At 66.0% G+C, this 26,973-nt stretch carries 37 protein-coding genes; all 37 read left to right on the forward strand.

From position 1 onward, the window contains the following. Positions 1-14 precede the first annotated feature (14 nt). The 37 genes from ACTOQ3_RS08380 (at position 15) to ACTOQ3_RS08560 (ending at position 26,911) form a co-directional block, all read left to right on the forward strand. Positions 15-3,902, forward strand: coding sequence for a DNA-directed RNA polymerase subunit beta' (locus tag ACTOQ3_RS08380; RefSeq protein WP_350970959.1), 3,888 nt, complete (start codon positions 15-17; stop codon positions 3,900-3,902). A gap of 580 nt (positions 3,903-4,482) precedes the next feature. Beyond that, entirely contained in the window at positions 4,483-4,701 is a 219-nt protein-coding gene (locus ACTOQ3_RS08385; protein WP_440082810.1) for a hypothetical protein, read from the forward strand. A gap of 2 nt (positions 4,702-4,703) precedes the next feature. Then, positions 4,704-5,174 (forward strand): 30S ribosomal protein S7, encoded by a 471-nt coding sequence (gene rpsG, locus ACTOQ3_RS08390; protein WP_012887827.1) that lies wholly within the window; start codon positions 4,704-4,706, stop codon positions 5,172-5,174. 87 nt (positions 5,175-5,261) lie between these two features. Next, entirely contained in the window at positions 5,262-7,310 is a 2,049-nt protein-coding gene (gene fusA / locus ACTOQ3_RS08395) for an elongation factor G (protein ID WP_440071015.1), read from the forward strand. A 159-nt stretch (positions 7,311-7,469) separates the two neighbouring features. After that, positions 7,470-8,663 carry an elongation factor Tu gene (gene tuf / locus ACTOQ3_RS08400; protein ID WP_362839969.1) on the forward strand — a complete coding sequence of 398 codons (1,194 nt, stop codon included), beginning with the start codon at positions 7,470-7,472 and terminating at the stop codon, positions 8,661-8,663. A 334-nt stretch (positions 8,664-8,997) separates the two neighbouring features. Continuing rightward, positions 8,998-9,306, forward strand: a complete 309-nt coding sequence (rpsJ, locus tag ACTOQ3_RS08405; RefSeq protein WP_030912931.1) for a 30S ribosomal protein S10 — start codon at positions 8,998-9,000, stop codon at positions 9,304-9,306. Between the two features lie 14 nt (positions 9,307-9,320). Further along, positions 9,321-9,974: a 50S ribosomal protein L3 gene (rplC, locus tag ACTOQ3_RS08410; protein WP_329089937.1), complete on the forward strand. Its 654-nt coding sequence runs from the start codon at positions 9,321-9,323 to the stop codon at positions 9,972-9,974. Continuing rightward, positions 9,971-10,618: a 50S ribosomal protein L4 gene (gene rplD / locus ACTOQ3_RS08415; protein WP_344746698.1), complete on the forward strand. Its 648-nt coding sequence runs from the start codon at positions 9,971-9,973 to the stop codon at positions 10,616-10,618. Before rplC ends, rplD begins: the two co-directional genes overlap by 4 nt. Next, positions 10,618-10,920 (forward strand): 50S ribosomal protein L23, encoded by a 303-nt coding sequence (gene rplW / locus ACTOQ3_RS08420; RefSeq protein ID WP_030912923.1) that lies wholly within the window; start codon positions 10,618-10,620, stop codon positions 10,918-10,920. Before rplD ends, rplW begins: the two co-directional genes overlap by 1 nt. A gap of 91 nt (positions 10,921-11,011) precedes the next feature. Then, a complete protein-coding gene (gene rplB / locus ACTOQ3_RS08425; RefSeq protein WP_329089941.1) occupies positions 11,012-11,848 on the forward strand; it encodes a 50S ribosomal protein L2 in 837 nt (278 codons plus the stop codon). Between the two features lie 11 nt (positions 11,849-11,859). Further along, positions 11,860-12,138, forward strand: coding sequence for a 30S ribosomal protein S19 (gene rpsS, locus ACTOQ3_RS08430; RefSeq protein WP_012887835.1), 279 nt, complete (start codon positions 11,860-11,862; stop codon positions 12,136-12,138). Positions 12,139-12,214: 76 nt separating this feature from the next. Further along, entirely contained in the window at positions 12,215-12,568 is a 354-nt protein-coding gene (gene rplV, locus ACTOQ3_RS08435; protein ID WP_030912916.1) for a 50S ribosomal protein L22, read from the forward strand. Beyond that, positions 12,568-13,434, forward strand: coding sequence for a 30S ribosomal protein S3 (rpsC, locus tag ACTOQ3_RS08440; protein ID WP_362870059.1), 867 nt, complete (start codon positions 12,568-12,570; stop codon positions 13,432-13,434). The genes rplV and rpsC overlap by 1 nt, the downstream gene beginning before the upstream one ends. Before the next feature lie 2 nt (positions 13,435-13,436). Next, positions 13,437-13,856, forward strand: a complete 420-nt coding sequence (gene rplP, locus ACTOQ3_RS08445; protein WP_030912912.1) for a 50S ribosomal protein L16 — start codon at positions 13,437-13,439, stop codon at positions 13,854-13,856. Then, positions 13,856-14,092 (forward strand): 50S ribosomal protein L29, encoded by a 237-nt coding sequence (gene rpmC / locus ACTOQ3_RS08450; RefSeq protein ID WP_030912909.1) that lies wholly within the window; start codon positions 13,856-13,858, stop codon positions 14,090-14,092. Before rplP ends, rpmC begins: the two co-directional genes overlap by 1 nt. Next, positions 14,085-14,366, forward strand: coding sequence for a 30S ribosomal protein S17 (gene rpsQ / locus ACTOQ3_RS08455; RefSeq protein ID WP_326635528.1), 282 nt, complete (start codon positions 14,085-14,087; stop codon positions 14,364-14,366). The genes rpmC and rpsQ overlap by 8 nt, the downstream gene beginning before the upstream one ends. 180 nt (positions 14,367-14,546) lie before the next feature. After that, the gene (rplN, locus tag ACTOQ3_RS08460; protein ID WP_012887841.1) at positions 14,547-14,915 is read left to right on the forward strand and encodes a 50S ribosomal protein L14; all 369 of its coding nucleotides are present in this window, start codon (positions 14,547-14,549) and stop codon (positions 14,913-14,915) included. Continuing rightward, complete coding sequence (rplX, locus tag ACTOQ3_RS08465; protein WP_440082811.1) at positions 14,915-15,235, forward strand: 50S ribosomal protein L24; 321 nt, start codon at positions 14,915-14,917, stop codon at positions 15,233-15,235. Before rplN ends, rplX begins: the two co-directional genes overlap by 1 nt. Next, a complete protein-coding gene (rplE, locus tag ACTOQ3_RS08470; protein WP_329089947.1) occupies positions 15,235-15,813 on the forward strand; it encodes a 50S ribosomal protein L5 in 579 nt (192 codons plus the stop codon). The genes rplX and rplE overlap by 1 nt, the downstream gene beginning before the upstream one ends. A gap of 2 nt (positions 15,814-15,815) precedes the next feature. Continuing rightward, on the forward strand, positions 15,816-16,001 hold the full coding sequence (locus tag ACTOQ3_RS08475; RefSeq protein ID WP_012887844.1) for a type Z 30S ribosomal protein S14: 186 nt from the start codon (positions 15,816-15,818) through the stop codon (positions 15,999-16,001). Positions 16,002-16,147: 146 nt separating this feature from the next. Beyond that, on the forward strand, positions 16,148-16,546 hold the full coding sequence (gene rpsH / locus ACTOQ3_RS08480) for a 30S ribosomal protein S8 (RefSeq protein ID WP_329089949.1): 399 nt from the start codon (positions 16,148-16,150) through the stop codon (positions 16,544-16,546). 17 nt (positions 16,547-16,563) lie between these two features. Beyond that, entirely contained in the window at positions 16,564-17,106 is a 543-nt protein-coding gene (rplF, locus tag ACTOQ3_RS08485) for a 50S ribosomal protein L6 (protein ID WP_344746701.1), read from the forward strand. A 2-nt stretch (positions 17,107-17,108) separates the two neighbouring features. Continuing rightward, the gene (rplR, locus tag ACTOQ3_RS08490; protein WP_344913778.1) at positions 17,109-17,492 is read left to right on the forward strand and encodes a 50S ribosomal protein L18; all 384 of its coding nucleotides are present in this window, start codon (positions 17,109-17,111) and stop codon (positions 17,490-17,492) included. Positions 17,493-17,565: 73 nt separating this feature from the next. Then, positions 17,566-18,198, forward strand: coding sequence for a 30S ribosomal protein S5 (gene rpsE, locus ACTOQ3_RS08495; RefSeq protein ID WP_329089955.1), 633 nt, complete (start codon positions 17,566-17,568; stop codon positions 18,196-18,198). A 3-nt stretch (positions 18,199-18,201) separates the two neighbouring features. Further along, a complete protein-coding gene (gene rpmD / locus ACTOQ3_RS08500; protein WP_012887849.1) occupies positions 18,202-18,384 on the forward strand; it encodes a 50S ribosomal protein L30 in 183 nt (60 codons plus the stop codon). 2 nt (positions 18,385-18,386) lie between these two features. Beyond that, the gene (gene rplO / locus ACTOQ3_RS08505) at positions 18,387-18,842 is read left to right on the forward strand and encodes a 50S ribosomal protein L15 (protein WP_362839960.1); all 456 of its coding nucleotides are present in this window, start codon (positions 18,387-18,389) and stop codon (positions 18,840-18,842) included. A 179-nt stretch (positions 18,843-19,021) separates the two neighbouring features. Continuing rightward, positions 19,022-20,341 carry a preprotein translocase subunit SecY gene (gene secY / locus ACTOQ3_RS08510; protein ID WP_440082812.1) on the forward strand — a complete coding sequence of 440 codons (1,320 nt, stop codon included), beginning with the start codon at positions 19,022-19,024 and terminating at the stop codon, positions 20,339-20,341. After that, the gene (locus tag ACTOQ3_RS08515) at positions 20,341-20,991 is read left to right on the forward strand and encodes an adenylate kinase (RefSeq protein ID WP_440070953.1); all 651 of its coding nucleotides are present in this window, start codon (positions 20,341-20,343) and stop codon (positions 20,989-20,991) included. Before secY ends, ACTOQ3_RS08515 begins: the two co-directional genes overlap by 1 nt. Before the next feature lie 123 nt (positions 20,992-21,114). Further along, positions 21,115-21,933, forward strand: a complete 819-nt coding sequence (gene map, locus ACTOQ3_RS08520; RefSeq protein ID WP_440070954.1) for a type I methionyl aminopeptidase — start codon at positions 21,115-21,117, stop codon at positions 21,931-21,933. Between the two features lie 31 nt (positions 21,934-21,964). Then, complete coding sequence (locus ACTOQ3_RS08525; RefSeq protein ID WP_440082813.1) at positions 21,965-22,414, forward strand: DUF1707 domain-containing protein; 450 nt, start codon at positions 21,965-21,967, stop codon at positions 22,412-22,414. Between the two features lie 111 nt (positions 22,415-22,525). After that, positions 22,526-23,008 carry a hypothetical protein gene (locus tag ACTOQ3_RS08530; RefSeq protein WP_440082814.1) on the forward strand — a complete coding sequence of 161 codons (483 nt, stop codon included), beginning with the start codon at positions 22,526-22,528 and terminating at the stop codon, positions 23,006-23,008. Between the two features lie 735 nt (positions 23,009-23,743). After that, on the forward strand, positions 23,744-23,965 hold the full coding sequence (infA, locus tag ACTOQ3_RS08535) for a translation initiation factor IF-1 (RefSeq protein ID WP_012887858.1): 222 nt from the start codon (positions 23,744-23,746) through the stop codon (positions 23,963-23,965). A gap of 25 nt (positions 23,966-23,990) precedes the next feature. Next, positions 23,991-24,104, forward strand: a complete 114-nt coding sequence (gene rpmJ / locus ACTOQ3_RS08540; protein ID WP_003956441.1) for a 50S ribosomal protein L36 — start codon at positions 23,991-23,993, stop codon at positions 24,102-24,104. A 211-nt stretch (positions 24,105-24,315) separates the two neighbouring features. After that, positions 24,316-24,696 carry a 30S ribosomal protein S13 gene (gene rpsM / locus ACTOQ3_RS08545; RefSeq protein ID WP_362678418.1) on the forward strand — a complete coding sequence of 127 codons (381 nt, stop codon included), beginning with the start codon at positions 24,316-24,318 and terminating at the stop codon, positions 24,694-24,696. Positions 24,697-24,741: 45 nt separating this feature from the next. Continuing rightward, on the forward strand, positions 24,742-25,146 hold the full coding sequence (rpsK, locus tag ACTOQ3_RS08550) for a 30S ribosomal protein S11 (RefSeq protein WP_012887860.1): 405 nt from the start codon (positions 24,742-24,744) through the stop codon (positions 25,144-25,146). A gap of 20 nt (positions 25,147-25,166) precedes the next feature. After that, positions 25,167-25,793 (forward strand): 30S ribosomal protein S4, encoded by a 627-nt coding sequence (gene rpsD / locus ACTOQ3_RS08555; protein ID WP_030912875.1) that lies wholly within the window; start codon positions 25,167-25,169, stop codon positions 25,791-25,793. Between the two features lie 101 nt (positions 25,794-25,894). Next, positions 25,895-26,911, forward strand: coding sequence for a DNA-directed RNA polymerase subunit alpha (locus ACTOQ3_RS08560; RefSeq protein WP_089210160.1), 1,017 nt, complete (start codon positions 25,895-25,897; stop codon positions 26,909-26,911). Positions 26,912-26,973: the final 62 nt, after the last annotated feature.

A 26,973-nucleotide genomic window follows, 5' to 3' on the forward strand; every position in this document is an offset into this window, starting at 1 on the left:
GAGGGGATTACATAGTGCTCGACGTCAACTTCTTCGACGAGCTTCGGATCGGCCTCGCGACCGCCGACGACATCCGCCAGTGGTCGCACGGCGAGGTGAAGAAGCCCGAAACGATCAACTACCGGACGCTCAAGCCCGAGAAGGACGGACTCTTCTGCGAGAAGATCTTCGGTCCGACCCGCGACTGGGAGTGCTACTGCGGTAAGTACAAGCGCGTCCGTTTCAAGGGCATCATCTGTGAGCGCTGTGGCGTCGAGGTGACCCGCGCCAAGGTGCGTCGTGAGCGGATGGGCCACATCGAGCTGGCCGCGCCCGTCACGCACATCTGGTACTTCAAGGGTGTCCCGTCCCGTCTGGGATACCTGCTCGACCTGGCCCCGAAGGACCTCGAGAAGGTCATCTACTTCGCGGCCTACATGATCACGCACGTCGACAAGGAAATGCGCGAGCGTGACCTGCCGTCGCTCGAGGCGAAGATCTCCGTCGAGCGGCAGCACATCGAGCAGCGCCGTGACGCCGACATCGAGGCTCGCCAGCGCAAGCTGGAGACCGACCTGGCCGAGCTTGAGGCCGCGGGCGCCAAGGGCGACCAGCGCCGCAAGGTCCGCGAGGGCGCCGAGCGCGAGATGCGGCAGCTGCGCGACCGGGCCCAGCGCGAGCTGGACCGGCTGGACGAGGTCTGGAGCCGCTTCAAGAACCTCAAGGTCCAGGACCTCGAGGGCGACGAGCTGCTCTACCGCGAGATGCGCGACCGTTTCGGCCGCTACTTCCGCGGTGGCATGGGCGCCCAGGCCATCCAGGAGCGTCTGACCAACTTCGACCTCGCTCTCGAGGCCGAGAACCTGCGCGAGACGATCCGCAGCGGCAAGGGCCAGAAGAAGGCCCGCGCGCTCAAGCGTCTCAAGGTCGTGTCGGCGTTCCTGAACACCCGCAACTCGCCCAACGGGATGGTCCTCGACTGCATCCCGGTCATCCCGCCGGACCTGCGCCCGATGGTGCAGCTCGACGGTGGCCGGTTCGCGACCTCGGACCTGAACGACCTGTACCGCCGGGTGATCAACCGGAACAACCGCCTCAAGAGGCTTCTCGACCTCGGTGCCCCCGAGATCATCGTGAACAACGAGAAGCGGATGCTCCAGGAGGCCGTCGACGCGCTGTTCGACAACGGCCGCCGCGGCCGCCCGGTCACCGGTCCCGGCAACCGCCCCCTGAAGTCCCTCAGCGACATGCTGAAGGGCAAGCAGGGCCGGTTCCGCCAGAACCTGCTGGGCAAGCGAGTCGACTACTCCGGCCGTTCGGTCATCGTCGTCGGCCCGCAGCTGAAGCTGCACCAGTGCGGTCTGCCCAAGCAGATGGCGCTGGAGCTCTTCAAGCCGTTCGTGATGAAGCGCCTGGTCGACCTGAACCACGCGCAGAACATCAAGTCGGCCAAGCGGATGGTCGAGCGGGCCCGGCCGGTCGTGTGGGACGTCCTCGAAGAGGTCATCACCGAGCACCCCGTGCTGCTCAACCGCGCGCCGACCCTGCACCGCCTGGGCATCCAGGCCTTCGAGCCGCAGCTGGTCGAGGGCAAGGCCATCCAGATCCACCCGCTCGTCTGCACCGCGTTCAACGCGGACTTCGACGGTGACCAGATGGCCGTGCACCTGCCGCTGTCGGCCGAGGCGCAGGCCGAGGCCCGCATCCTGATGCTGTCGACGAACAACATCCTCAAGCCGGCCGACGGCAAGCCCGTGACCATGCCCACCCAGGACATGATCATCGGCCTCTACTCGCTGACCACGCTCAAGGACGAGGACGAGAACGGTGTCGGCAGGGGCCGGGTCTTCGGCTCGGTGTCGGAGGCGCTCATGGCCTTCGACCGCCGCGAGCTGGACATCCAGTCGCTGATCCAGATCCGGATGAAGGGCGACGTCCCGCCGCCCCGCGGCTGGGCCGGTCCCGAGGGCTGGGAGGCAGGTGACAGCTACCGCCTGGAGACCACCCTGGGCCGGTGCCTGTTCAACCAGACCCTGCCGGCGAACTACCCGTACGTGAACTCGCAGGTCGGCAAGAAGCAGCTGTCGGTCATCGTCAACGAGCTCGCCGAGAAGTACCCCAAGGTCGAGGTCGCCGCGGCGCTCGACGCCCTCAAGGACGCCGGTTTCTATTGGGCGACCAGGGCCGGTGTGACGATCTCCATCGAGGACGTCATCGCGCCGCCGAACAAGGCCGAGATCATGGAGACGTACGAGCGCAGGGCCGACAAGGTCCAGCGTGAGTACGAGCGCGGTCTGATCACGGACGAGGAGCGCCGTCAGGAGCTCATCGAGATCTGGACGCACGCGACCAGTGACGTGACCGACGACATGCAGAAGGCGTTCCCGAAGACCAACCCGGTCTGGATGATGGTCCAGTCGGGCGCCCGAGGAAACCTGATGCAGGTCCGGCAGATCTCCGGAATCCGTGGTCTGGTGTCCAACACCAAGGGTGAGACGATCCCGCGTCCGATCAAGGCCTCGTTCCGCGAGGGCCTGTCGGTGCTGGAGTACTTCATCTCCACCCACGGCCAGCGGAAGGGTCTGGCGGACACCGCGCTGCGGACCGCCGACTCGGGTTACCTGACCCGTCGTCTGGTGGACGTCGCGCAGGACGTCATCGTCCGCGAGATCGACTGCGGCACCGACCGCGGCGTCCCGCTGCACGTCGGCGAGCGCGACGCCCAGGGCAACCTGGTCAAGGCGGAGAACGCCGAGAGCAACGTGCACGGCCGCATCCTCGCCGAGGACGTGGAGGTGGACGGCAAGATCATCGTGCCGGTGGGCGTCGACATCAACGACATCCACGTCACCGCGCTGGTCGAGGCCGGTGTGGAGACCGTCAGGACCCGCAGCGCGCTCGTCTGCGAGGCCAAGATCGGTGTCTGCGCCACCTGCTACGGCCGCTCGCTCGCGACCGGCAAGCTCGTGGACGTCGGCGAGGCGGTCGGCATCATCGCCGCCCAGTCGATCGGCGAGCCCGGCACCCAGCTGACGATGCGGACCTTCCACACCGGTGGTGTGGCGGGCGCCGACATCACCCACGGTCTGCCCCGTGTGCAGGAGCTCTTCGAGGCGCGCGTCCCCAAGGGTGTCGCCCCGATCAGCGAGGCCGAGGGCCGGGTCCGCATCGACGAGACCGACAAGACGCGGAAGATCGTGATCGTCCCGGACGACGGTTCCGAGGAGGTCGCGTACCCGGTGTCGATGCGGTCGCGCATGCTGGTCTCCGACGGGCAGCGCGTCACGGTCGGCCAGCAGCTGATCGCCGGTGCGGTCAACCCCAACGAGGTGCTGCGCATCCTCGGCCCCCGGGCCGTGCAGCTGCACCTCGTGGCGGAGGTCCAGCAGGTCTACCGCTCGCAGGGTGTGTCGATCCACGACAAGCACATCGAGATCATCGTGCGGCAGATGCTCAAGCGCGTGAACGTGCTGGAGTCCGGCGACGCCGACATGCTGCCCGGTGAGCTCGTCGAGCGGCCGCGCTTCGAGCGGATCAACCGCGAGTGCGTGGCGGAGGGCGGCACGCCGGCCTCCGGACGCCCGGTGCTGATGGGTATCACCAAGGCCTCGCTCGCCACCGAGTCCTGGCTGTCCGCGGCGTCCTTCCAGGAGACGACCCGAGTGCTCACCGACGCGGCGATCCACGCCAAGTCGGACTCGCTGCTCGGCCTCAAGGAGAACGTCATCATCGGAAAGCTCATCCCGGCCGGTACGGGCATGCCCCAGTACCGCAACATCCGGGTCGAGCCCACCGAGGAGGCCAAGGCCGCCATGTACACCGTCGGCGGTTACGACGGCTCCGCGGCCGACTACACCTTCGGCTCGGGCTCCGGTGAGGCCGTGCCGCTGGAGGAGTACGACTTCGGGCAGTACAACCGCTAAGCGGTCGCAGCCGGCCGAGAGTGGCCACGAACGGCGCCCGGTCCCCGGAAGGGGGCCGGGCGCCGTCGCCTTTTCCGCGCGCCTCTCCCCGGCGCCGGTGCTTTTCCCTCCCGCAGGCCCGGTAGCTGGGGATGTGGACCTTTCTTGACCGGAATGTTGCGGTGAAAGCCGTACGTTAATGCGGAGAACGGCCGGAGAAGTGCTCCGCGGCGGGTAAACTCGACACGGACCCAGAAGCGGTCGGTCGGAAACCGATCGCGGGAGTCATGACACGAACGCCGGCGCCTGGCGAGTGCAACCGTTTTGACGTGTTGCGTTGGGCTGGGTAGTCTTTTCCTTCGTGCCCATGTCTTCATGGGCCTTCATGCGTGCGCGTCGACAGGTTTCCCATTGGGGAGTCGGCAGAGGCGCCGCGTGGCCTCCTCCACCGGACCGGCCTTAACCGGGATGTGGCGCGGAACCTACGCGACACGCCCGACCGCGTGGGTCGGAGGGGATGAAAGAACCGCAGGTCATGACACCGGCAGTACCTGCAAAATGCATCACATTCGAATTACCGGCTAGCACGAACGGAGACGCGGTGCCCACGATTCAGCAGCTGGTCCGCAAGGGCCGCCAGGACAAGGTCACCAAGACCAAGACCCCGGCGCTCAAGGCCAGCCCTCAGCGACGCGGCACCTGCATGCGCGTTTACACCACGACCCCGAAGAAGAAGATCATCCGCGGCTCGCTCGACACCCAGGGTGTCCGTAACCGCAAGCAGGCCCGTAGCCGTTACGGCGCGAAGAAGGAGAAGTAGGAATGCCTCGCAAGGGTTCTCCTGGCCGTCGTCAGCTCATGGCTGACCCGGTTCACAACTCGCCCCTGGTCACCGCGCTCATCAACAAGGTGCTCCTGGACGGCAAGCGATCCATCGCCCAGTCCATCGTGTATGGCGCCCTCGAAGGCGCCAAGGAGAAGACCGGCAACGACCCGGTCGTCACCCTGAAGCGCGCGCTGGACAACGTCAAGCCCACCCTTGAGGTCCGCAGCCGCCGTGTCGGTGGCGCGACCTACCAGGTCCCGGTCGAGGTGCGCGCGGCGCGCAGCACCACCCTGGCCCTGCGCTGGCTGGTGCAGTACTCCCGCGCCCGCCGCGAGAAGACCATGACCGAGCGCCTCATGAACGAACTGCTCGACGCCAGCAACGGCCTCGGCGCAAGCGTCAAGAAGCGCGAGGACACCCACAAGATGGCCGAGTCCAACAAGGCCTTCGCCCACTACCGCTGGTAACAGCGGGTTCGACGAGACGACGAGGACGCGAGAGAAGTGGCCACCACGACCGCTCTTGACCTGGCCAAGGTCCGTAACATCGGGATCATGGCCCACATCGACGCGGGCAAGACCACGACGACCGAGCGCATCCTGTTCTACACCGGTATCAACTACAAGATCGGTGAGGTCCACGAGGGCGCAGCCACGATGGACTGGATGGAGCAGGAGCAGGAGCGTGGTATCACCATCACCTCCGCTGCCACGACCTGCGAATGGCTCGGCCACACGATCAACATCATCGACACGCCGGGCCACGTGGACTTCACGATCGAGGTGGAGCGCTCGCTCCGCGTCCTCGACGGTGCCGTCGCCGTGTTCGACGGCGTCGCCGGTGTCGAGCCGCAGTCCGAGACGGTCTGGCGTCAGGCCGACCGCTACGAAGTGCCCAGGATCTGCTTCGTCAACAAGATGGACCGGGTCGGCGCGGAGTTCCACCGCTGCGTCGACATGATGATCAGCCGCCTGAACGCGACCCCCGCCGTCATCCAGCTTCCCTGGGGCGTCGAGGCCGACTTCAAGGGCGTCATCGACCTGGTCAAGATGAAGGGTCTGCTCTGGAGCGCCGAGGCGGCCAAGGGCGAGATGTACGAGACCGTCGACATCCCGGCCGAGCACGCCGAGATCGCTCGCGAGTGGCGTGACAAGCTCGTCGAGACGGTCTCCGAGAACGACGACGAGCTGATGGAGCTCTTCCTGGAGGGCGTCGAGCCCACCGAGGAGCAGCTGGTCGCGGCCATCCGCCGCGCCACGCTGGCCAGCGCCATCAACCCGGTCCTGACCGGCACCGCGTTCAAGAACAAGGGCGTCCAGCCCCTGCTCGACGCGATCGTCGCCTACCTCCCCGCCCCGATCGACATCCCGGCCTTCAAGGGCCACGCGGTCGGCAAGGAGGAGGAGGTCATCGAGCGTCACGCCGACGTGAACGAGCCCTTCTCCGCGCTCGCCTTCAAGATCATGAGCGACCAGCACCTGGGCCGTCTCACCTACATCCGCATCTACTCGGGCACGCTCGAGACCGGCACCGCCGTGGTCAACTCGGTGAAGGGCCGCAAGGAGCGGATCGGCAAGATCTACCAGATGCACGCCAACAAGCGCGAAGAGCGCCCGTCGGCCGTCGCGGGTCAGATCGTCGCCGTCATGGGTCTGAAGGACACCACCACCGGTGACACCCTGTCGGACCCGGCTCACCCCGTGGTCCTGGAGTCGATGAACTTCCCGGCGCCGGTCATCAGCGTCGCCATCGAGCCCAAGACCAAGGGTGACCAGGAGAAGCTGGGCACCGCGATCCAGCGTCTGGCCGAGGAGGACCCGTCCTTCCAGGTCCGGCGTGACGACGAGACCGGGCAGACGGTCATCTGGGGTATGGGCGAGCTCCACCTGGAGATCCTCGTCGACCGGATGCGCCGCGAGTTCAAGGTCGAGGCCAACATCGGCCGGCCTCAGGTGGCCTACCGGGAGACCATCCGCCGCAAGGTGGAGAAGGTCGACTATGTCCACAAGAAGCAGACCGGTGGTTCCGGCCAGTTCGCCAAGGTCATCATTGACATTGAGCCGCTGGGCGAGGGCAACGACGGTTACGAGTTCTCGAACAAGGTCTCCGGTGGCCGTATCCCGAGGGAGTACATCCCCTCGGTCGACGCGGGCGCCCAGGAGGCTGCCGAGTTCGGTGTTCTCGCCGGATACCCCATGGTCGGGGTCAAGGTCACCCTGCAGGACGGCGCCTACCACGAGGTGGACTCGTCCGAAATGGCCTTCAAGATCGCTGGCTCGATGGCCTTCAAGGAGGCCGCGCGCAAGGCGGACGCCGTAATCCTGGAGCCGATGATGGCCGTCGAGGTCACCACGCCCGAGGACTACATGGGTGACGTCATCGGTGACCTCAACGGTCGCCGCGGGCAGATCCAGGCGATGGACGAGCGCTCCGGCGCCCGGATCATCAAGGCGCTCGTGCCGCTCTCTGAGATGTTCGGCTACGTGGGAGACCTCCGTAGCAAGACGCAGGGACGCGCGAGCTACAGCATGCAGTTCGACTCCTACGCGGAAGTGCCTGCGCACATCGCCAAGGAGATCGTCGCGAAGGTGCGGGGCGAGTAGTCCAGCACCGTTCCGAGTGCGGGAGGCGAGAGATCGTCACCCCGCCACCGGAGGGGTGCGGGGCGAGATACCTCTCGCCGGCCGGTTCCGAGAAGGGCCGGCCTCCCCAAGCCCGAATATGAAGACGCAAGTCACGTCAGAATCTCTAAGGAGAGAGCAGTGGCCAAGGCCAAGTTCGAGCGGACCAAGCCGCACGTAAACATCGGCACCATTGGGCACATCGACCACGGCAAGACCACTCTGACCGCGGCGATCACCAAGGTGCTCCACGAGCGTTTCCCGAACCTCAACGAGGCGACCCCGTTCGACAAGATCGACAAGGCGCCCGAGGAGAAGGCTCGTGGTATCACGATCTCCATCGCGCACGTCGAGTACCAGACCGAGAAGCGCCACTACGCCCACGTGGACTGCCCCGGTCACGCCGACTACGTGAAGAACATGATCACCGGTGCGGCTCAGATGGACGGTGCGATCCTCGTGGTCGCCGCCACCGACGGTCCGATGCCGCAGACGAAGGAGCACGTCCTCCTGGCCCGCCAGGTCGGCGTCCCCTACATCGTCGTGGCCCTCAACAAGTCCGACATGGTGGACGACGAGGAGATCCTGGAGCTCGTCGAGCTCGAGGTCCGTGAGCTCCTCTCGGCCCAGGAGTTCCCCGGCGACGACCTGCCGGTCGTCCGCGTCTCGGCGCTGAAGGCGCTCGAGGGCGACGCCAAGTGGGGCGACTCGATCATCGAGCTCATGACCGCCGTGGACGAGAACGTCCCCGAGCCGACCCGTGAGACCGACAAGCCGTTCCTGATGCCGATCGAGGACGTCTTCTCGATCACCGGTCGCGGCACGGTCGTCACCGGCCGTATCGAGCGTGGCATCGTCAAGGTCAACGAGACCGTCGACATCATCGGCATCAAGGAGACCAAGACCACCACCACGGTCACCGGTGTCGAGATGTTCCGCAAGCTCCTCGACGAGGGCCAGGCGGGTGACAACGTCGGTCTGCTCCTGCGCGGCATCAAGCGCGAGGACGTCGAGCGCGGCCAGTGCATCATCAAGCCGGGCACGACCACCCCGCACACCGAGTTCGAGGCCCAGGTCTACATCCTGAGCAAGGACGAGGGCGGCCGCCACACCCCGTTCTTCAACAACTACCGCCCGCAGTTCTACTTCCGTACGACCGACGTGACCGGCGTGGTGAACCTCCCCGAGGGCACCGAGATGGTCATGCCCGGCGACAACACGGAGATGAACGTCGCGCTGATCCAGCCCATCGCGATGGAGGACGGTCTCAAGTTCGCCATCCGTGAGGGTGGCCGCACCGTCGGTGCGGGTCGAGTGACGAAGATCATCAAGTAGTACGATCGCGGAGTGGCGGTCGGCCCTCGACGCAGGGCCGGCCGCCTCCCCACGAGGGGACCGCGCCGCAGGGCGCGGACCCCGGCAGGACCCCACGAACCGTGATCTCGCAGTTGGTTCGGCCGAAGGATGACCGAACTAATTGCCAGATCACGGAAGAAAGCGCGGACTCACAGCGTCTGCTACGTGGGGCATGTGCGGAGAACGCCGCCCCAGGGCGCGACGTGCTCCGGCACGACGTGGCGGGACCGTCCCGGACGGACCCGGCCATGACACAGCGGCAACAGGCCGCACGTAACTTTTTCAGACGACAGTGAAGGACACCGAGGCCATTATGGCGGGACAGAAGATCCGCATTCGGCTCAAGGCCTATGACCACGAGGTCATCGACGTCTCGGCCAAGAAGATCGTCGAGACGGTGACAAGGACTGGCGCCAAGGTCGCGGGCCCGGTGCCGCTGCCGACCGAGAAGAACGTGTACTGCGTCATCCGCTCGCCGCACAAGTACAAGGACAGCCGCGAGCACTTTGAGATGCGCACGCACAAGCGGCTGATTGACATCATCGACCCGACGCCGAAGACGGTCGACTCGCTCATGCGACTCGACCTTCCCGCCGGCGTTGACATCTCGATCAAGCTCTGAGGGAACGCACTGACATGGCTAACAAGATCAAGGGCGTCCTGGGCAAGAAGCTCGGCATGACCCAGGTCTTCGACGCGGACAACCGGATGGTCCCGGTGACCGTCGTCGAGGCTGGCCCGTGCGTCGTGACCCGCGTCCGCACCGCCGAGAAGGACGGCTACACCGCCGTCCAGCTGGGCTTCGGCCAGGTCGACCCGCGGAAGGTCAACAAGCCGCTCGGCGACTACCTGCGCAAGCACGACATCACCCCGCGCCGTTACTTCGCGGAGATCCGCACCGACGACGCGAGCGACTACACCCTGGGCCAGGAGCTCCTCGCCGACACCTTCGAGGCCGGCCAGTTCGTCGACGTGACGGGCAAGAGCAAGGGCAAGGGTTTCGCGGGTGTCATGAAGCGCCACGGCTTCAAGGGCCTCGGCGCCTCGCACGGTACGCAGCGCAAGCACCGCTCGCCCGGTTCCATCGGTGGCTGCGCCACCCCCGGCCGCGTCTTCAAGGGCGTGCGCATGGCGGGCCGGATGGGCAACGTCCGCACGACCGTCCAGAGCCTCAAGGTTCACGCCGTGGACGCCGAGAAGGGCCTCATCCTGATCAAGGGTGCGATCCCCGGCGCCAACGGCAGCCTGGTCCTGGTCCGCACCGCCGCCAAGAAGGGGGCTGCCAAGTGAGCACCATTGACGTCCTCGACGTACGCGGTGAGAAGGCCGGCACCGTCGACCTGCCGGAGGACATCTTCGGCACGAAGGTCAACATCCCGCTGATCCACCAGGTCGTCGTGGCCCAGCTCGCCGCTCGCCGGCAGGGCACCCACAAGGCGAAGACCCGCGGTGAGGTTCGAGGCGGCGGCAAGAAGCCGTACCGCCAGAAGGGCACCGGCCGCGCCCGCCAGGGTTCGACCCGCGCCCCGCAGTTCACCGGCGGTGGCACCGTCCACGGCCCGGTTCCGCGGGACTACTCCCAGAAGACTCCCAAGAAGATGAAGGCCGCCGCCCTGCGCGGGGCCCTGTCCGACCGGGCGACCGGCGGCCGCGTTCACGTGGTCAGCGGTCTGGTCGAGGGGGAGACCCCGAAGACCAAGGCGGCTCTCGAGTCGCTTCGCAGGCTCACCAAGGCCCGCAGCGTCCTGGTCGTCGTCGACGAGGGTGACGAGCTCAGCTGGCTGAGCCTGCGCAACGCTCCCGAGGTCCACCTTCTGGACGCCGGGCAGCTCAACACCTACGACGTGCTCTGCTACGACGACGTCGTCTTCACTCAGGACGCTTACGACCAGATCGTGGCGCGTCTGAGCAAGAGCGGGAAGGAAGACGCCTGATGGAGAAGATCGCCGACCCGCGCGACATCATCATCAAGCCGGTTGTCTCCGAGAAGAGCTACGGCCTGATCGACGAGCACAACAAGTACACGTTCCTGGTGCGGAAGACGGCCAACAAGACGCAGGTCAAGATCGCCGTTGAGAAGATCTTCGGTGTCAAGGTCGCCAGCGTCAACACCATCAACCGCCAGGGCAAGCGGAAGCGGACCAGGTTCGGCTACGGCCAGCGCCCGGCCACCAAGCGAGCCATCGTCAGCCTGGTCGAGGGCGACCGGATTGACATCTTCGGCCAGATCGGCTGACGCGCTCGCTCAGTAAGTACAGGGAGAAAGCCCCTCGCCGCCTGGTGAGGGGCATTCGACCGGATTAACCGACGAAGGATGAACGAAAAAGATGGGCATCCGTAAACTCAAGCCGACGACCCCGGGTCGCCGCGGCGCCAGCGTCTCGGACTTTGCCGAGATCACGCGCAGCACGCCCGAGAAGTCGCTGCTTGCACCCCTGCACAGCAAGGGTGGCCGTAACGTCCACGGCCGAGTCACCACCCGTCACCAGGGTGGTGGCCACAAGCGCGCCTACCGGATCATCGATTTCCGGCGTCACGACAAGGACGGGATCCCGGCCAAGGTCGCTCACATCGAGTACGACCCGAACCGCACGTCCCGCATCGCGCTGCTGCACTACGCCGACGGGGAGAAGCGCTACATCCTCTGCCCGACCGGCCTCAAGCAGGGCGACAACATCGAGAACGGCCCCACGGCCGACATCAAGCCGGGTAACTGCCTCCCGCTGCGCAACATCCCGACCGGTACCTTCATCCACGCGGTGGAGCTCCGTCCGGGTGGTGGCGCCAAGCTGGGCCGGTCCGCCGGCGCGCAGATCCAGCTCCTCGCCAAGGAGGGCCAGTACGCCACGCTGCGTATGCCCTCCGGCGAGATGCGCCAGGTCGATGTTCGCTGCCGGGCCTCGATCGGCCAGGTCGGCAACGCCGAGCAGGCCAACATCAACTGGGGCAAGGCCGGCCGGATGCGGTGGAAGGGCAAGCGCCCCACCGTCCGCGGTGTCGCGATGAACCCGGTCGACCACCCGCACGGTGGTGGTGAGGGTAAGACCTCCGGCGGTCGTCACCCTGTCAACCCCAAGGGCAAGCCCGAGGGACGTACCCGTGCGGCGAACAAGGCCAGCGACCGGCTGATCATCCGCCGTCGTACCAAGCGGAAGAAGCGGTAGGAGCAGCCAAAATGCCACGTAGCCTTAAGAAGGGTCCCTTCGTGGACGACCACCTTCAGAAGAAGGTGGATGTCCAGAACGAGAAGGGCACCAAAAACGTCATCAAGACGTGGTCGCGGCGCTCCATGATCGTGCCCGACATGCTTGGTCACACGATCGCCGTTCACGACGGCCGTAAGCACGTCCCGGTGTTCGTCACCGAGTCGATGATCGGCCACAAGCTGGGTGAGTTCGCTCCGACGCGAACCTTCCGCAGCCACGTCAAGGAAGACCGCCGCAGCCGGCGATAAGCGCCTCAGGAAGAGGACGTCGAGCCTCACAAGGCGAAACGGACTCGACCAAAACGAAGGGTAAGAGGAGTAAGCGATGGAAGCCAGGGCTCAGGCGCGGTTCGCGCGCCACACGCCCATGAAGGCCCGCCGTGTGGTGGACCTCATTCGCGGGCTGCCCGCTTCGGAGGCGCAGGCCGTGCTGCAGTTCGCTCCCCAGTCGGCGAGCGAGACCGTGTACAAGGTGCTCTCGAGCGCCATTGCCAACGCGGAGCACAACTTCAAGCTCGACCGTGACACGCTCTTCGTGAGCCGTGCCTGGGTCGACGAGGGCCCGACGCTGAAGCGGTTTCGTCCCCGTGCTCAGGGTCGTGCCTATCGGATCAACAAGCGGACCAGCCACATCACCGTGATCGTGGAGTCCCGCGAGCCGAAGGGGAGGACCCGCTAGTGGGTCAGAAGGTTAACCCGCACGGGTTCCGCCTCGGCATCACGACCGACTTCAAGAGCCGGTGGTATGCCGACAAGCTCTACAAGTCGTACGTTGCCGAGGATGTGGCGATCCGCCGCATGCTCAAGAAGGGCATGGAGCGGGCCGGCATCTCCAAGGTGGAGATCGAGCGGACCACCGACCGGGTACAGGTCGACATTCACACCGCCCGTCCGGGCATCGTCATCGGCCGCCGCGGCGCCGAGGCGGACCGGATCCGCGGTGACCTCGAGAAGCTGACCAAGAAGCAGGTCCAGCTGAACATCCTCGAGGTCAAGAACCCTGAGATCGACGCTCAGCTCGTCGCCCAGGGTGTGGCCGAGCAGCTGTCCAGCCGTGTCTCGTTCCGCCGTGCCATGCGCAAGGCGATGCAGTCGGCGATGAAGAGCGGCGCCAAGGGCATCCGGGTGCAGTGCTCCGGTCGTCTCGGCGGCGCCGAGATGTCCCGTTCGGAGTTCTACCGCGAGGGCCGCGTGCCCCTGCACACCCTCCGCGCGGACATCGACTACGGCCTGTACGAGGCCCGCACCACCTTCGGCCGTATCGGCGTGAAGGTGTGGATCTACAAGGGTGAGGCTCCGACCAGCCGCGCCGAGCGCGAGGCGGCCGCCGCCGGTGCTCGTGCCGGCCAGCGTCGTGACCGCGACGACCGTCGTGGCCCCGGTGCCGGTGGCGGCGACCGCCCCCGTCGTGGCGGCGCCGGTGGCGCCCGTCGTGGCGCGGGTGCCGGCCGTGGCGACCGCGCCTCCGCCCCCAGGAACGAGGCGGCCTCGCAGGCTGCCCCCGAGACCGGCCCGGCTGCGCAGCCGGGTGCTGAAGGGAGCTGACCATGCTGATCCCGCGCAGGGTCAAGCACCGCAAGCAGCACCGGCCCGACCGTCACGGCGCCGCCAAGGGCGGCACCAGGGTCGTGTTCGGCGAGTTCGGCATTCAGGCGATTGAGCACTCCTACGTGACCAACCGCCAGATCGAGTCGGCTCGTATCGCGATGACCCGTCACATCAAGCGTGGTGGAAAGGTCTGGATCAACATCTATCCGGACCGCCCCCTCACGAAGAAGCCCGCCGAGACCCGCATGGGTTCCGGTAAGGGTTCGCCGGAGTGGTGGATCGCCAACGTCAAGCCCGGCCGCATCATGTTCGAGCTGTCGGGTGTCGCCGAGCCGGTGGCTCGCGAAGCCCTGCGTCGTGCGATGCACAAGCTGCCGATGAAGTGCCGGTTCGTCAAGCGTGAAGTGGGTGAGGCGTGATGGCTAAGGGCCTGACCGCCGGTGAGCTGCGGGTGGAAGACCAGGACACCCTGGTCACGAAGCTGAAGGAAGCCAAGGAGGAGCTGTTCAACCTCCGCTTCCAGGCAGCGACCGGCCAGTTGGAGAGCCACGGGCGGTTGCGTGCCGTCCGCCGCGAGATCGCCCGTATCTACACCGTGATGCGCGAGCGGGAGCTCGGAATCGTCACGGTAGAGAAGGAGTCGATCGATGGCTGAGGCCACGGAAACCACGACCGAGACGCGGAACTACCGCAAGACCCGTGAGGGTCTGGTCGTCAGTGACAAGATGGACAAGACTGTCGTGGTCGCTGTCGAGGACCGCGTCAAGCACCCCCTGTACGGCAAGGTCATCCGCAGGACGACCAAGTACAAGGCGCACGACGAGGCCAACACCTGCGGTGTCGGCGACCGTGTCCTCCTGATGGAGACCCGGCCGCTGTCCGCCAGCAAGCGCTGGCGGGTCATCGAGATCCTCGAGAAGGCCAAGTAGGCAACGCGCCTCGTGGGGGGTGACACCGTCACCCCCCATGACGGCGTCCAAGGGGGCGAAGCGATCTTCGCCCCGCCTGCGGTGGCGGTCCTGAGAAGGGCTGTCGCCGGGGGAAAAAGACCATCAGGTTCCGCAAGGCTCACCCACGGGTGAGAACCGGCGAGACAAACAGGAGTTCAAGTGATCCAGCAGGAGTCGCGGCTCAAGGTCGCCGACAACACCGGTGCGAAGGAAGTCCTTTGCATCCGTGTTCTCGGTGGCTCGGGCCGCCGTTACGCGGGAATCGGCGACATCATCGTCGCCACGGTCAAGGACGCCATCCCCGGCGGCACCGTGAAGAAGGGCGATGTGGTCAAGGCCGTCATCGTCCGCACCGTCAAGGAGCGCCGCCGTCCCGACGGTTCCTACATCCGCTTCGACGAGAACGCCGCCGTCATCATCAAGGACAGCGGTGACCCCCGGGGCACCCGCATCTTCGGTCCCGTCGGACGTGAGCTGCGTGACAAGAAGTTCATGCGGATCATCTCGCTCGCGCCGGAGGTGTTGTAATGCCGAAGCTTCATGTGAAGAAGGGTGACCTCGTCCTGGTCATCGCCGGCAAGGACAAGGGTGCCAAGGGCCGTGTGATCGCCGCCCACCCGCGCGATGAGCGCGTGGTGGTCGAGGGCGTCAACATGGTCAAGAAGCACGCCAAGGAGACCAACCAGGGTCCGCGCGGCGCCAAGACCGGTGGCGTGCAGACCCTGGAGGCTCCCATCCACGTGAGCAACGTCAAGAAGCTCAAGGATGAGAAGCCTGCCAAGGACGACAAGCCCGCCAAGAAGGAGTCGGCCAAGGCCGCTTCCGAGGAGACGGGTGAGGACAACTGATGACCGCGAACACCACCGAGACCGGACAGCGGGCCCTCCCGCGCCTCAAGCAGCGCTACCGCGAAGAGATCATCGCGAAGCTGAACGAGCAGTTCGAGTTCGAGAACATCATGCTGGTGCCCACCATCACCAAGATCAAGGTGAACATGGGCGTCGGCGAGGCCGCGCGCGACTCGAAGCTCATCGAAGGCGCCGTCCGCGACCTCACCGTGATCACCGGCCAGAAGCCGGCGGTCGTCCGCGCCCGCAAGTCCATCGCCCAGTTCAAGCTGCGCGAGGGCATGCCGATCGGCGCGCACGTCACGCTTCGCGGTGACCGCATGTGGGAGTTCCTCGACCGGCTGCTCTCGCTGGCGCTGCCCCGAATCCGTGACTTCCGCGGTCTGTCGCCCAAGCAGTTCGACGGCAACGGGAACTACACCTTCGGTCTCACCGAGCAGGTCATGTTCCACGAGATCGACCAGGACAAGGTCGACCGCCAGCGTGGTATGGACATCACGGTCGTGACCACCGCTAAGACCGACGACCAGGGCCGGGCGCTGCTGAAGCAGCTCGGATTCCCGTTCAAGGAGGCCTGATCATGGCGAAGACGTCGCTCAAGGTCAAGGCTGCTCGCAAGGCCAAGTTCGAGGTCCGGGCGTACACTCGGTGCTCGCGCTGTGGTCGTCCCCGCGCCGTCTACAGGAAGTTCGGCCTGTGCCGCATCTGCTTCCGCGAGATGGCGCACCGGGGCGAGCTGCCCGGCATCACCAAGTCGAGCTGGTAGCCTTCCGCGCGGCCCCGTGAGCGATCACGGGCCCGCGCGTGGCACCGGCCGCACATAGAAGTCGTATTCACCGGGCGCCGACTACAGGCGCCCATGACCGCACCGTAGGTCCCCTGTGGAAACCGCGGTGAGGAAGGCCACCGGCCATGACGATGACGGACCCGATCGCAGACATGCTGACGCGTCTGCGAAACGCGAACTCGGCGTACCACGACAGTGTGGCGATGCCGTACTCGAAGATCAAGGCGCACATCGCCGAGATCCTCCAGCAGGAGGGTTACATCCAGTCCTGGAGCGTCGAAGACGCCAAGGTCGGAAAGAACCTCGTGGTGGAGCTGAAGTTCGGGCCGACCCGTGAGCGGTCCCTCGCGGGCCTGCGCCGGGTTTCCAAGCCCGGCCTGCGGGTTTATGCAAAGAAGGACAACCTGCCCCGAGTCCTGGGCGGACTGGGCGTCGCGATCATCTCGACGTCCGGCGGTCTCATGACGGACAAGCAGGCCGGCAAGCGTGGAGTGGGCGGGGAAGTCCTCGCCTTCGTTTGGTAGAGGGGAGAACGAACAGCATGTCAAGAATCGGACGGCTGCCCATCCCCGTACCGAACGGAGTGGACGTCGCCATCGACGGCCGGGACGTCACGGTCAAGGGTCCCAAGGGCACGCTTTCACACACGGTCGCGGAACCCATCGCGATCGCCAAGGGTGACGACGGCAACCTGAACGTCACCCGCCCCAACGACGAGAACAAGGTCCGTGCGCTGCACGGCCTGTCCCGCACCCTGGTCGCCAACATGGTGACCGGTGTGACCCAGGGTTACTCGAAGACCCTGGAGATCGTGGGCGTCGGTTACCGCGTGCAGGCCAAGAGCCCGACTCAGCTCGAGTTCGCTCTCGGCTTCAGCCACCCGGTGATCGTCGACGCCCCCGAGGGTGTCACCTTCCGCGTCGAGCGGCCGACGCTGTTCCACGTGGACGGCATCGACAAGCAGAAGGTCGGCGAGATCGCCGCGAACATCCGCAAGTTGCGCAAGCCCGACCCGTACAAGGGCAAGGGCGTGCGCTACCAGGGTGAAGTTATCCGCCGCAAGGTCGGAAAGGCTGGTAAGTAGGCATGGCTGGCAAGACTGCGTTCGGCAAGCACACGGCCGCCCGCGCCGTCTCGCGGGCCCGCCGCCACGGCCGAGTCCGCAAGAAGGTGGCCGGTACGGCCACGCGTCCGCGCCTGGTCGTCAACCGCTCCACGAAGCACCTCTTCGTGCAGATCGTCGACGACACCCAGGGCCACACGCTGGTGAGCGCGTCCACCATGGACGCCTCCCTGCGCTCGGCGGAGGGCGCCAAGACCGACAAGGCCAAGCAGGTCGGCGAGCTTCTCGCTCAGCGGGCCAAGGCAGCCGGGATCACCGCGGTCGTGTTCGACCGGGGTGGCAACCGCTACGCGGGCCGCATCGCGGCGCTGGCAGACAGCGCACGCGAAGGCGGACTGGAGTTCTGATGACTCCGTCCCAGGATCGCAATCCAGGATCGCACCCGATGGCCCGTCTTACGAATGAGAAGAGGAACCACTAATGGCTGGAGCTCCGCGTCGCGGTGGCGCCGCCGGTGGCGAGCGGCGTGACGGTCGTCGTGACGATCGCCGCGGTGGAAACGCTGACAAGGGCGTCTCGTACATCGAGCGCGTTGTGAAGATCAACCGAGTGGCCAAGGTCGTGAAGGGTGGTCGTCGCTTCAGCTTCACCGCCCTCGTCATCGTCGGTGACGGCAACGGCATGGTCGGCGTCGGCTACGGCAAGGCCAAGGAAGTGCCCGCGGCGATCGCCAAGGGTGTCGAAGAGGCCAAGAAGCACTTCTTCAAGGTGCCCCGCATCCAGGGAACCATCCCGCACATCGTGCAGGGCGAAGAGGCCGCGGGCGTCGTCTTCCTGCGTCCGGCCTCGCCCGGTACCGGCGTCATCGCCGGTGGCCCGGTGCGCGCCGTGCTGGAGTGCGCCGGTATCCACGACGTGCTGTCCAAGTCGCTCGGCTCGGACAACCCGATCAACATCGTGCACGCCACGGTGGCGGCCCTGAAGGGCCTCAGCCGCCCCGAGGAGATCGCGGCCCGCCGTGGTCTCCCGATCGAGGACGTCGCCCCCAAGCGGATGCTCAAGGCTCGCGCCGAGGGTCTCGCGGAGGCCGCGGCCGCGAAGGCGGTGAGCTAGTCCATGGCACGCCTGAAGATTACCCAGGTCCGTTCCAAGATCGGTGGCAAGCAGAACCAGCGTGACTCGCTGCGCTCGCTCGGTCTGAAGCGAATCGGCGACGTCGTTGTCAAGGAGGACCGCCCGGAGATCCGCGGCATGGTCACCGTGGTGACGCACCTCGTCACCGTGGAAGAGGTCGACTAGACATGGCAGAGAACACTCCGCTCCGCATCCACCACCTGCGTCCGGCCCCCGGCGCCAACAAGTCGAAGGTCCGTAAGGGCCGCGGCGAGGCGTCCAAGGGCAAGACCGCGGGTCGTGGTACCAAGGGCACGAGGGCCAGGAACAAGGTCCCGCTCGGCTTCGAGGGTGGCCAGGTTCCGCTGCAGCGGCGCCTGCCCAAGTTCAAGGGCTTCTCCAACGCCCTGTTCAAGACGACCTACCAGGTCGTCAACCTTGACAGGCTCGGCGAGCTGTTCCCCGACGGTGGCGACGTCACCGTCGACGCGCTCGTCGCCAAGGGCGCGGTTCGTAAGAACCAGCTCGTCAAGGTTCTGGGAACCGGTGACATCTCCGTGGCGTTGAACGTGGAGGCGCACGCCTTCTCGGCCAAGGCCAAGGACAAGATCGCCGCTGCCGGGGGCTCCGTCTCCGAGCTGTAGGCGTTATCATCACGCGGCGCGGGGGCTCGTAATGGGCTCCCGCGCCCGTAGTGCGTTAGAGTTCGCTGGACAGTGGGCCTCGACTCATTTCCTTGGGCTCATTGACTGGATATGGCAAAGATGGAACACCCCCGCACCATCGCTGACCGACCTCGCCTTTCAGGCGCGCAGGAGGGACCGTGCTGACCGCATTTACCCGAGCGTTCCGTACGCCGGACCTGCGTAAGAAGTTGCTCTTCACTTTGGGCATCATCGCGCTGTTCCGACTTGGGTCGGTCCTGCCGACTCCGGGTGTGCATACCGAGAACATCAGCCGTTGTCTCACCCAGGCGCAGGCGGGGGACGCGGGCAACATCTACGGAATGGTGCAGCTGTTCAGCGGCGGCGCCCTTCTGAAACTTTCAGTTTTCGCCCTCGGCATCATGCCGTACATCACCGCGAGCATCATTCTTCAGCTGCTCGTCGTGGTCATCCCGCGCCTGGAAGCCCTCAAGAAGGAGGGGCAGGCCGGACAGACCAAGATCACGCAGTACACCCGTTACCTGACGGTCGGCCTGGCCGTGCTGCAGTCGACCGCCTTCGTGGCCCTGGCCCGCAGCGGCCAGCTGTTCCCGCAGTGTCGCGAGGAGATCCTCCTCGACAAGGACAACGTCTTCGCCATCGTCACGATGGTGCTGACCATGACGGCCGGCACCGCCGTCGTCATGTGGCTGGGCGAGCTGGTCACCGACCGCGGCATCGGCAACGGCATGTCCATCCTGATCTTCACGCAGGTCATCGCGGTCTTCCCGTCCGAGCTGCTGAACATCGCCCGCCAAAAGGGCGCCTTCGTCTTCGCCGTGGTCATCGTCGTCGGTATCGCGATGATCGCCCTGGTCGTGATGGTGGAGCAGGCGCAGCGCCGGATCCCGGTGCAGTACGCCAAGCGCATGGTCGGCCGCAGGATGTACGGCGGGACGTCGACCTACATCCCGCTGAAGGTCAACCAGGCCGGCATCATCCCGGTCATCTTCGCCTCCTCGCTGCTCTACCTTCCGCAGCTGATCACGACGCTCTTCACGAACACCCAGGAAGAGCCGCACCCGATCATCCAGTGGATCTCGCAGGAGTTCGGCGGCGGCGGGACCACCCCGACGTACATGATCACCTTCTTCCTGCTTATCGTCTTCTTCACGTACTTCTACGTGTCGATTACCTTCAACCCCGTTGAAGTCGCCGACAACATGAAGAAGTACGGTGGGTTCATCCCGGGCATCCGTCCGGGCCGCCCGACGGCTGAGTACTTGAACTACGTGCTCACGCGACTCACCGCTCCTGGCGCGCTGTATCTGGGCCTGATCTCCATGGTGCCGATCGTCGCGCTGGCGCTCGTCGGTGCGAGTCAGAACTTCCCGTTCGGAGGGACGAGCATTCTGATCATGGTTGGTGTCGGCCTCGACACCGTGAAGCAGATCGAGAGCCAGCTGCAGCAGCGCAACTATGAAGGCTTCCTGAAGTAGTGCGCCTCGTCCTGGTCGGGCCCCCCGGAGCGGGTAAGGGGACACAGGCCCAGTTCGTCGCATCGAACCTGTCGATCCCGAAGATTTCGACAGGTGACATCTTCCGCGCCAATGTCTCGGGTGGCACGGAGCTCGGCAAGCTTGCCAAGGAATACATGGACCGCGGCGACCTCGTACCCGACGAGGTCACCATCGCGATGGTCCGCGACCGCCTCGCCGAGAAAGACGCGCAGGACGGTTTCCTGCTCGACGGCTTCCCCAGGAACGTGCCCCAGGCCGAGATCCTGAAGAAGATCCTCGCCGAGTTCGAGGTCGGTCTGGACATCGTCCTGGAGCTCGTGGTCGACGACGAGGAGGTCGTCCGCAGGCTCGCGGGACGCCGGACCTGCAGCCAGTGCGGCCGCATCTGGCATGTCGACTTCGATGACAAGAAGGACGACGTCTGCGACGCCTGCAACGGCCGGCTGTACCAGCGGGACGACGACAAGGAGGCGACCGTCAGGCACCGCCTGGAGGTCTACCAGGAGCAGACCGCTCCCCTGGTCTCCTTCTACGCCGACGAGGGGATCCTGGTCGGCGTGGACGCCACCGGTCCGGTGGAAGAGGTCACCCAGCGCGCGATGGAGGCTCTGAACCCCTTCATCGGCTAGCGAAGCGATAGCACCGAGCACGCCACCCATGGGTTTCTCATGGGTGGCGTGCTGTCATTTAGGGCAGAATCGGGGGAATTGGGCTCCCGGACCGCCCGTTGAACCACCCCAGGGGGTGTGCACGTGTTCAAGAAGAACAAGCATGGAATCCAGATGAAGACGCCCGAGCAGGTGGAGAAGATGCGGGCGGCAGGTCTCGTGGTCGGCCGTACCCTGCAACTCCTGCGGGAGAGCGTCCAGCCGGGCATGACGCCCCTGGACCTGGACGCGATCGCGGAGAAGGCCATCAGGGACGAGGGGGCGATCCCCTCCTTCAAGGGCTACCAGGGCTTTCCCGCGACGATCTGCGCCTCGGTCAACCACGAGGTCGTCCACGGCATCCCGAGTGACCGCCGCCCGCTGCGGGAGGGCGACATCATCTCGATCGACTGTGGCGCCATCCTGGACGGCTGGCACGGCGACTCGGCCGTCACGGTCCCGGTCGGCGAGGTGGATCCCAAGCTGACCGAGCTGATGCGGGTCACCGAGGAGGCCATGTGGCGGGGCATCGCCGCGCTCACCGTGGGCCGCCATCTGTCCGATATCGGCCACGAGGTGGAGAAGTACGTCCGCTCCCAGGGGCGCTACGGCATCCCGCAGGAGTACGGCGGCCACGGCATCGGCACCGAGATGCACATGGACCCGTGGGTGGCCAACCACGGCAAGCCCGGCCGGGGCCCGAAGTTCGAGCCGGGCATGTGCTTCGCCGTCGAGCCGATGGTCAACCTCGGGACGGACAGGACCAAGGTGCTGGCCGACGACTGGACCGTGGTCACGATCGACGGAAAGGTCTCCGCACACTTCGAACACAGCGTCGCCGTGACACATAATGGACCTTGGGTATTGACCGCCCTTGACGGGGGGAAAGAGCGGCTTGCCGACCTGTTGGGAGACGCGGGCTGATTCGGGCCCGCCGGCGAGCGGATGTGGTGACATGGCGGCTGGTCCGGAGATGCGAGCCTCCGACGGAGATCGCGACAAGGTCGCCTCGGTCCTGAGGGAGCACTACGCCCAGGGACGCCTGACCACGGAGGAGTTCGACGAGCGTCTGGAGCAGCTCTACACCAGCAAGACGTACGGCGAACTCGCCGTCCTCACCTCCGACCTTCCGGACGTCGACCTGCGCCGGCTCCCCGAGGCCCCCTCCCGGGCCCCTGAGCGCGCCAAGGCGAGCAGCGTGAAGGGCGCGCAGGACAAGGGCCTGACGGCCGCCTGGTCCGTCTGGGCGACGGCCAGCGGCATCAACTGGATGATCTGGCTCATCATCGGGGTGACCGGCGACGACTTCCCGTACCCGTGGCCCCTGTGGGTCATGGGCCCGTGGGGTGTGGTGTTGCTGGTGACGACGGTCGCCACGGTCCTGGGGCGAGGACGGAACCCGTAATAGTGCACTCTGGGCGTTGAGTGTGCATTCCTCCGCAGAAGGAGGGATTGAATCTTCCTAACGTGAGCGGTGTCCGGACAGCCGGACCCCGGTTCACAGGAGGAAGATTCAATGAGCAAGATCCGTACAGCCCTGGTCGGAGCGGCGCTGGCAGGTTCGCTGGCCACGGGTGTCCTCGCCGCCCCGTCGGCGATGGCCTCGGCCTCGCAGGCCCCGGCCGGGTCCGCCGTCGCGGTCCAGGAGACGCAGACGTCGAGCAAGCACTTCTTCGGTCCGTACTACTCGGGCTTCGGCGGCGGCGAGAGCTTCGGCAAGCGCTCCTACTTCAAGGGCTACTGGACCAGCAGCGGTGGCCGCTACTGGTTCTACGGCAACCTGTTCGACCGCGACCGCGACCGCCAGCGCAGCTACGTGTGGTTCAAGTGGCACGACAAGTTCGGCTCGCACAGCAAGGTGTTCAGCACCTTCGGCAACTCCGGCTTCAACAAGTTCGGCGGGTTCAAGAAGAGCAACGGCTTCGACGACTTCAAGATCCGGGTCTGCGAGGGCGGCAACAAGTTCGACGACTGCGGTCGCTGGGGTGACGCCTTCTGATCCCTCCCCACTCCTTCCGGGGGGACGGTCCGAGTGGTCAAGGTCATCCGATGAGGGCGGGGGCCCTTCCGCGGGACGTTGGCCGAGAGGTGTTGATCAAGGGGTGTTGGTCGAGAAGCGTCGGCCGAGAGAAGTCGATCGGGAAACGTTGATCGATAAGGTTGGTCGAGCAAGCCCCCCGGCGCCGGGTCGCCGGGGGGCTTTCCCGTGCCCGGGGGCTTTCCGATGCCCTGAGGTTTTCCGGTGCCGAGGAGGTGACGGGACGATGGGGACGCTCACGCGGGCTCCCGGTCCCGAGGAGGCCTGCCGGGTGGTCCTGACGGAGGCGATCACCCGGATGGAGCCTCGCCGCGCGGACCCGGAGGGCGGACCGGGAGCGGCCTGAGAGCGGATCGGTGGCACGTCGGGGGAGGAGCGGGCGGATCGGGGGCGGGGAGCGGGAGCCGGGATGCTGGCCTGACCTGGCCGGACGTGCCACAATGGCGAAACGAGTATTCGCGCGTCGAGCCGTGCCGTCCGTCCCGCTCGGGATCTGCGGTATCCTTTGTAGCGGTTGTGTCAAGGTACCGGCCGTGTGTTTCGCATTTCCTCGCCCGGTGCCGTACACTCCTTCTTCGGTTCACTATGACCATTGCGCATCGGCGGTGTCGCAACCGCCGCTCTCATCGAAGCGCTGGGTCGCGGCTGCTTAGTGTTCCGAAGCCTCAGACGACCGATCAGTGAAACGCGAGGGACATGGCCAAGAAAGACGGCGCCATCGAGATCGAGGGCACTGTGGTTGAGTCGCTCCCGAACGCGATGTTCCGGGTGCAACTCGACAACGGCCATAAGGTCCTGGCCCACATCAGCGGGCGGATGCGGATGCACTACATCCGGATCCTTCCTGACGACAGGGTTGTCGTCGAACTGAGCCCCTACGACCTCAGTCGTGGGCGGATCGTCTACCGATACAAGTAAGCGCGTCTGAGGGACGAATAGGACTATGAAGGTCAAGCCGAGCGTCAAGAAGATCTGTGACAAGTGCAAGGTGATTCGCCGGCACGGTCGCGTCATGGTGATCTGCGACAACCTGCGCCACAAGCAGCGCCAGGGTTAGTCGCTCCAAACAAGGCCCCGTGAGAGTCCGCTCCTAAGAGGCGGACTCGATCCATGTGGGGCTTTCACGTAATCGTGTCTCACACCTGCGCCGGCGGCTCGCGCCGTACCCCGCAGGAGACCCCCGGTCGGAGGCCGGGGCCCTCACCCCGGGCATGGGGAGGGGAAGTGAGGCGCAGGACCTCCGCCATAACGAAGGAGAATGCCCGACCATGGCTCGCCTGGTTGGTGTAGACCTCCCCCGCGACAAGCGGCTGGAGATCGCTCTCACCTACATTTTCGGAATCGGCCGCACTCGTGCGCTCGAGACCCTTCAGGCCACCGGCGTCAACGGCGACCTGCGGGTTCACCAGCTGACCGACGAAGAGCTGGTGCCGCTGCGCGACTACATCGAGGCGAACTACAAGATCGAGGGTGACCTCCGTCGCGAAGTTCAGGCCGACATCCGTCGCAAGATCGAGATTCAGTGCTACCAGGGCATTCGGCACCGCCGTGGCCTTCCCGTGCACGGTCAGCGCACGCAGACCAACGCACGCACCCGTAAGGGCAAGAAGAAGACCGTGGCCGGCAAGAAGAAGCCCGGTAAGAAGTAGTCCGCGTAGCCGCAGGACCGAAGACCTCAGGAGTGAAGGCAAAGAATGCCTCCTAAGAGCCGCCAGGGTGCACCCAAGAAGGTGCGCCGCAAGGAAAAGAAGAACGTCGCTCACGGGCACGCCCACATCAAGAGCACGTTCAACAACACGATCGTCTCGATCACCGACCCGAGTGGGAACGTGATCTCCTGGGCCAGCGCCGGCCACGTCGGGTTCAAGGGCTCTCGTAAGTCCACCCCGTTCGCGGCGCAGATGGCCGCGGAGAACGCCGCCCGCCGCGCCATGGAGCACGGCATGCGCAAGGTCGACGTCTTCGTCAAGGGCCCCGGCTCCGGCCGTGAGACCGCGATCCGGTCGCTGCAGGCGACCGGCCTCGAGGTCGGGTCCATCCAGGACGTCACCCCCGTGCCGCACAACGGCTGCCGTCCGCCCAAGCGCCGTCGCGTCTGACGCCCAGGAGAAGATAGAAAATGGCTCGTTACACGGGTGCGGACTGCAAGCTCTGCCGCAGGGAGAAGACCAAGCTTTTCCTCAAGGGCAAGAAGTGCGAGTCCGCGAAGTGCCCCATCGAGATCCGTCCTTACCCGCCGGGTGAGCACGGTCGCGGCCGTCCCAAGGAGTCTGAGTACCAGCTCCAGCTTCGTGAGAAGCAGAAGACCCGCCGCATCTACGGCGTCCTCGAGAAGCAGTTCCACAACTACTACGAGGAAGCCAACCGCAAGACCGGCAAGACCGGCGAGAACCTCCTCCAGATCCTGGAGAGCCGTCTCGACAACGTGGTCTACCGCGCCGGTTTCGCGGAGTCGCGCGACGCCGCCCGCCAGCAGGTCCGTCACGGCCACATCCTGGTGAACGGCAAGAAGGTCGACATCCCGTCGTACCGCGTGCGCGAGCACGACATCGTCGAGGTCCGCGAGAAGTCGCGCAACCTCCTGCCCTACGAGGTGGCCCGCGCCACCGCCGGTGACAAGACGTACCCGGCGTGGCTGGGCGTCGTCCCGGACGCGCTGCGCGTCCTGGTCCACCAGCTTCCGGTCCGTCAGCAGATTGACACCCAGGTCCAGGAGCAGCTGATCGTCGAGCTCTACTCCAAGTAGCGGCTCCTGTAGGTGCCGTGCGGCGATCCGCCGTACGGCACCTATGCTGTTGTTCGAGCGGCGTCAAATAGCGGGCGCCGCCATGCAAGGGAGATCTCACCATGCTGATCGCTCAGCGTCCCTCCCTCCTTGAGGAGTCCCTCGAGGAGACCCGGTCCAAGTTCATCATCGAGCCGCTGGAGCCGGGTTTCGGTTACACCATCGGCAACTCGCTGCGCCGCACGCTGCTGTCGTCCATCCCGGGCGCGGCCGTGACCAGCATCCGCATCGAGGGTGTGCTGCACGAGTTCACCACCGTGCCGGGCGTCAAGGAGGATGTCACCGACATCATCCTGAACCTCAAGGACCTGGTCGTCTCCTCCGAGCACGACGAGCCCGTGGTGATGTACCTGCGCAAGCAGGGCCCCGGTGACGTCACCGCCGCCGACATCGCGCCCCCGGCCGGTGTCGAGGTGCACAACCCCGAGCTGCGCATCGCCACCCTGAACGGCAAGGCGAAGCTGGAGATGGAGCTGACCGTCGAGCGCGGTCGCGGCTACGTCTCCGCCGCGCAGAACAAGCAGCCGGGCCAGGAGATCGGCCGCATCCCGATCGACTCCATCTACTCGCCGGTGCTCAAGGTCACCTACAAGGTCGAGGCGACCCGAGTCGAGCAGCGCACCGACTTCGACCGTCTGATCCTGGACGTCGAGACCAAGCCGTGCATGAAGCCCCGCGACGCGGTGGCCTCCGCCGGTAAGACCCTCGTCGAGCTGTTCGGTCTCGCCCGCGAGCTGAACGTCGAGGCCGAGGGCATCGACATCGGCCCGTCGCCGACGGACGCGGCCCTCGCCGCCGACCTGGCGCTGCCGATCGAGGAGCTGAACCTCACGGTCCGCTCCTACAACTGCCTCAAGCGCGAGGGCATCCACACCGTGGGTGAGCTCGTGGCCCGCAGCGAGCAGGACCTTCTCGACATAAGGAACTTCGGTGCCAAGTCCATCGAAGAGGTCAAGCAGAAGCTGCACGAGATGACGCTCGCGCTCAAGGACTCCCCGCCCGGGTTCGACCCGAGCGCGGTGGCCGGCGGCGGCTACGACGACGACGACAGCGCCTACGTCGAGACCGAGCAGTACTGAGTTCCGGGACGTCCCGCAGCGTCACGTCTCGCGGGCGTCCCGCGGCACCGGGTGACCCCTCG

Source organism: Streptosporangium sp. LJ11 (assembly GCF_051918945.1).
Classification (GTDB): domain Bacteria; phylum Actinomycetota; class Actinomycetes; order Streptosporangiales; family Streptosporangiaceae; genus Streptosporangium.